Genomic DNA, 3,602 nt, shown 5'->3' with positions numbered 1-3,602 from the left:
CCGACGTTCTCGGCGAGGCCCTGCTCGAGCAGGGTCCGCAGGTCCGCGATGCGCTGGTCGATCCCTGCGGTGCCGTTGTGGTCCACGCCTCAACCTCCAGTGGGTGGCGACGGCGCCGCGGGGCGGGGTCCGCGCCATCTCGACGACATGCGGTCGACAGATCCGCCAAGAAGGCCGATCTGTCGAGACGATAGCCACGTTGCCGGCGGGAGTTCACGCGCCAGCCGGCGGCGGGGAAACAGCGGATGAACGCCGGGAGAAGGTGGACCGTCCGTCCGGTGATGTGGCGTGTAAGAATGGATGAACACCGGGGAATGGTGTCCAGAACAATACGCGAAAATGTGCTGAGCGATCGGTTTGTACGGCTCATTGCGGACGACGATGGATCGATAGAAGAGATAGTTCTTGCGTTGACCTGATGGTGGCCGATTGTCAGTCTTGGTGGCGGCAGCGGGAACGCCGATGTCCTTCGATGGAACGCGCTCCGCCCCTGCTCCACACCGCCCCGCCATGAATGGTTTACCCAGGCGGCATCTGTGCGTTGCCGGGTCATCCGAGCAGCTGACGATCGACCAGACGCGAGAGGGGTGTGTCGTGCCGGACGCCCGAGCCGAACATCCTCCGTGGGTCATGCCGGCGCCGATGCCAGCGCTGGTGTCGCGGGTCGGGGCGGAGCGTCGGGGGCACGGTGGCGGCCCGCGGCCCGCGGCCCGGGTTGGAGTGCCATCTGCTTTCGCTCGCGGATGTGGCGGCGCTTCCGCGCGATCCGGTGGCGGTGGACGCGGTGGATGCGGTGGGGCGGGCGGGCGGTCGAAACCGGACGTTGGTGCGTCGGGTCGGGCGCCTGCTGCTGGCGACGGTCCTCGCCGAACATCATGCAGCCGCGCCCGGGGTACTCAGAGTCACGGCAGGTGGACGTCCGGTGGCGCCCGGCGAGCGGGCGGCGGGTGCGCGGGCGGGGATCGCGCATGACGGGGGAGTGCTGGTCGTCGGTTTTCATCCGGCGGGCTGCGCGGTGGACGTCGAGGACACGCCGGTGCCGTTGATCGCCGAGGTGGCCGGGCGGTTCTGCGGAACCGCCGAACGGCGGTCGCTGCCGGCGGGCGCGGCGGTGCGCGGGGTGTGGACGGCGAAGGAGGCCGTCGCGAAGTACACCGGCCTCGGCCTGCGGGCGGGGCTGCGCACGATCACCTTCGACGGCGACCCGCTCGCCGGCTGGGTTCGTTCGCATCACCCGGGGACGCGTCGACCGCCGCTGTGCCGGGTGGTCGCCACCGGCCGACGTCACCTCGCCTTCGCCGTCGGCTCCGGTGCCGGGGCCGGGGCCGGCATCGGATCGGTGGCCGCTCCGGTCGTCGAGGTGCACCGGTGGGTCCCTGACCTCGACCTCGGCGCGGACGGTGGTGGCGGCTCGCTTCGCCTGGTCCGCGCCCGTCTCGCGCCGTCCGGGGAACTGGCCGAGCTGGCCGATGCCGTGGGCGCGGTCGCGGCGCCGCCTCGAACGGGCACCGGCCCACAGCGGACCCGCACGTCGCTTACCAGCCCTGGAACGACGACCAGCCCTGGACGGGAGCATCCCTGATGCGTGGCCTGACGTTGCCCGGCGCCCTTGACGAGGCGGCGGCGGCACATCCGGACGCCGCTGTGACCTTCCCCAGCTCGGCGGAGCGGGTACGACTCGCCGACCTCGCCGCCGCCAGCGTCGACCTCGCTCGCGGCCTGATCGCCGATGGGGTGGGCTTCGGTGAGCGGGTCGGGGTGTACAGCCGCAACAACGCCGACTTCCTCGTCGCCGTGATCGGGGCGAGCCGGGCCGGCGCCGTCGCCTGCCCCATGCCGATGCCCACCTCCGCCGCCGATCTGGCCGGCTACGCGAGCCGCCTGCGCGCCATCACGTCCGCGGCCTCGATCCGCCGGGTGCTGGTCGGCGCCGGGGTGGACGGCATCGTCCGCCGGCTCGGCCCGGTCCTGCCGGACCTGGACTTTCTCGGCGTCACCGCGCTGACGAAGGCCGCCAACGGTGCCGCGCTGCCGACGGTGACACCGGCGGACGTGGCGATCGTGCAGTTCACCTCGGGCAGCACGGCGGTACCGAAAGGCGTGGTGCTCACACACCGTAACGTCGTGCATGGGACAGCGGCGATCGTCGACGGGATCGAGCTCGGCCAGCCCGGCGACCACGGGGCGACCTGGCTGCCGCTTTACCACGACATGGGGCTGTTCGGGACGCTCGCCGCGGTGCTGATCGGTACGCCGATGACGGTGTGGTCGCCGTCCACGTTCATCAAGAATCCGGCCGGCTGGCTGCGCGCGTTCGCCGAGCTGGGCTGCACCGTCGCGCCGTCGCCGAACTTCGGGTACGACGCGCTGCTCGCCGCCGTCGGGCCCGACGAGCTGACCGACCTCGATCTGCGGCGCTGGCGGATCGCGTTCAACGGCGCCGACCCGGTGAACCCGATCACCGTCGAACGGTTCGCGGCGCGGTTCGGCCCGGCCGGGTTCGCGCCCGAGACGATGTTCCCCGTCTACGGAATGGCCGAGGCGACCCTCGCCGTCACGTTCCCGCGGCTGGGCCGTCGGCCGACGACGACCTGGGTCGACCGCGAACGCCTGGCCCGGGACGGCCTGGCGCTGCCGGCCGCGGCGGGCGCACCCGGCTCCCGTGGCCTGGTCGGGCTTGGCCGGCCCGTGCGGGGGATGCGGGTGCGCATCGTGGACGAGCACGGTCACGCGCTGCCAGATGGCACCGTCGGCGAGATCGAGATCGCCGGGGACGCCGTCACCGCCGGCTACCTCACCGCCGATGCCGCTAGGCGCCGTTGGTGGCGGTGGCGGCCCAGGTGGCGGTGGCGCTCTGGCGCCGGGGCTCGCGCCGGGACTGTCGGCGGCACCGGATCCGGCGGCGGCGCTGGTGTCGCGGCCGACATCGGCCACCGGCGGCTGGCTGGCCACCGGAGACCTTGGCTTCCTGGTCGGCGAGGAGCTGTACATCAGCGGCCGACGCAAGGAAATGATCATTATTCGGGGGGTCAACTACTACCCCGAGGACGCGGAGGCGCTCGTCCGCGACGCACCGGGCATCCATCGCCGCCGCTGCGTCGCGGTGACCGACACCGACGACACCGGCGCCGAGGCGCTCACCGTGATCGCCGAGACCACGCTCGAGTCGGCCGCCGACCGGATCGCGCTGGCCACACGGCTACGTGCGGCGATCGGTGCGGCGCTCGGACTCGCCGAGGTGTCCGTTCGCCTGGTCGCCCCGGATGTGCTGCCCCGCACGTCCAGCGGCAAGTTCCGCCGCGTCGAGGCCCGTGACCTGGCCCGAGCCCAACCCCGATGAGTCCGGTGCCCCTGATGAGTCCGGTGCCCCTGATGAGTCCGGTGCCCCTGATGAACCCGGTGCCCCTGATGAACCCGGTGACCCTGACGAACCCGGTGACCCGTCCGGCCCCCGACGGAGGTTGATCCATCCGATGCACGGCTATGACGTCTTTCGCCATTACGAACGCAAACGTTGGACGATCGAGGATCTCCCCTTCGACGCAATGGCCGTAGGTTAAATGATCCCTTGGAGGTTTGAGGGATGGTTGGTCATCGGAAGT

At 71.7% G+C, this 3,602-nt stretch carries 2 protein-coding genes and 1 pseudogene; all 3 read left to right on the top strand.

Annotated elements, in window-relative coordinates; all coding sequences use genetic code 11:
• Window positions 1-688 precede the first annotated feature (688 nt).
• Window positions 689-1,582 carry a 4'-phosphopantetheinyl transferase family protein gene (locus tag G6R24_RS19390; RefSeq protein WP_225438760.1) on the top strand — a complete coding sequence of 298 codons (894 nt, stop codon included), beginning with the start codon at window positions 689-691 and terminating at the stop codon, window positions 1,580-1,582.
• Window positions 1,582-2,736, top strand: a pseudogene (locus G6R24_RS19385) (AMP-binding protein); the annotation flags it as partial. The gene G6R24_RS19390 and the pseudogene G6R24_RS19385, both read left to right, overlap by 1 nt.
• Window positions 2,737-2,740: 4 nt before the next feature.
• The gene (locus tag G6R24_RS23825) at window positions 2,741-3,340 is read left to right on the top strand and encodes an acyl-CoA synthetase family protein (RefSeq protein WP_338084476.1); all 600 of its coding nucleotides are present in this window, start codon (window positions 2,741-2,743) and stop codon (window positions 3,338-3,340) included.
• Window positions 3,341-3,602: the final 262 nt, after the last annotated feature.

This window comes from Candidatus Frankia nodulisporulans, from assembly GCF_902806475.1.
Classification (GTDB): Bacteria; Actinomycetota; Actinomycetes; order Frankiales; family Frankiaceae; genus Frankia; species Frankia umida.
The sequence above is the reverse complement of the archived record's forward strand: the minus strand, read 5'-3'. Positions and strand labels throughout refer to the sequence as shown.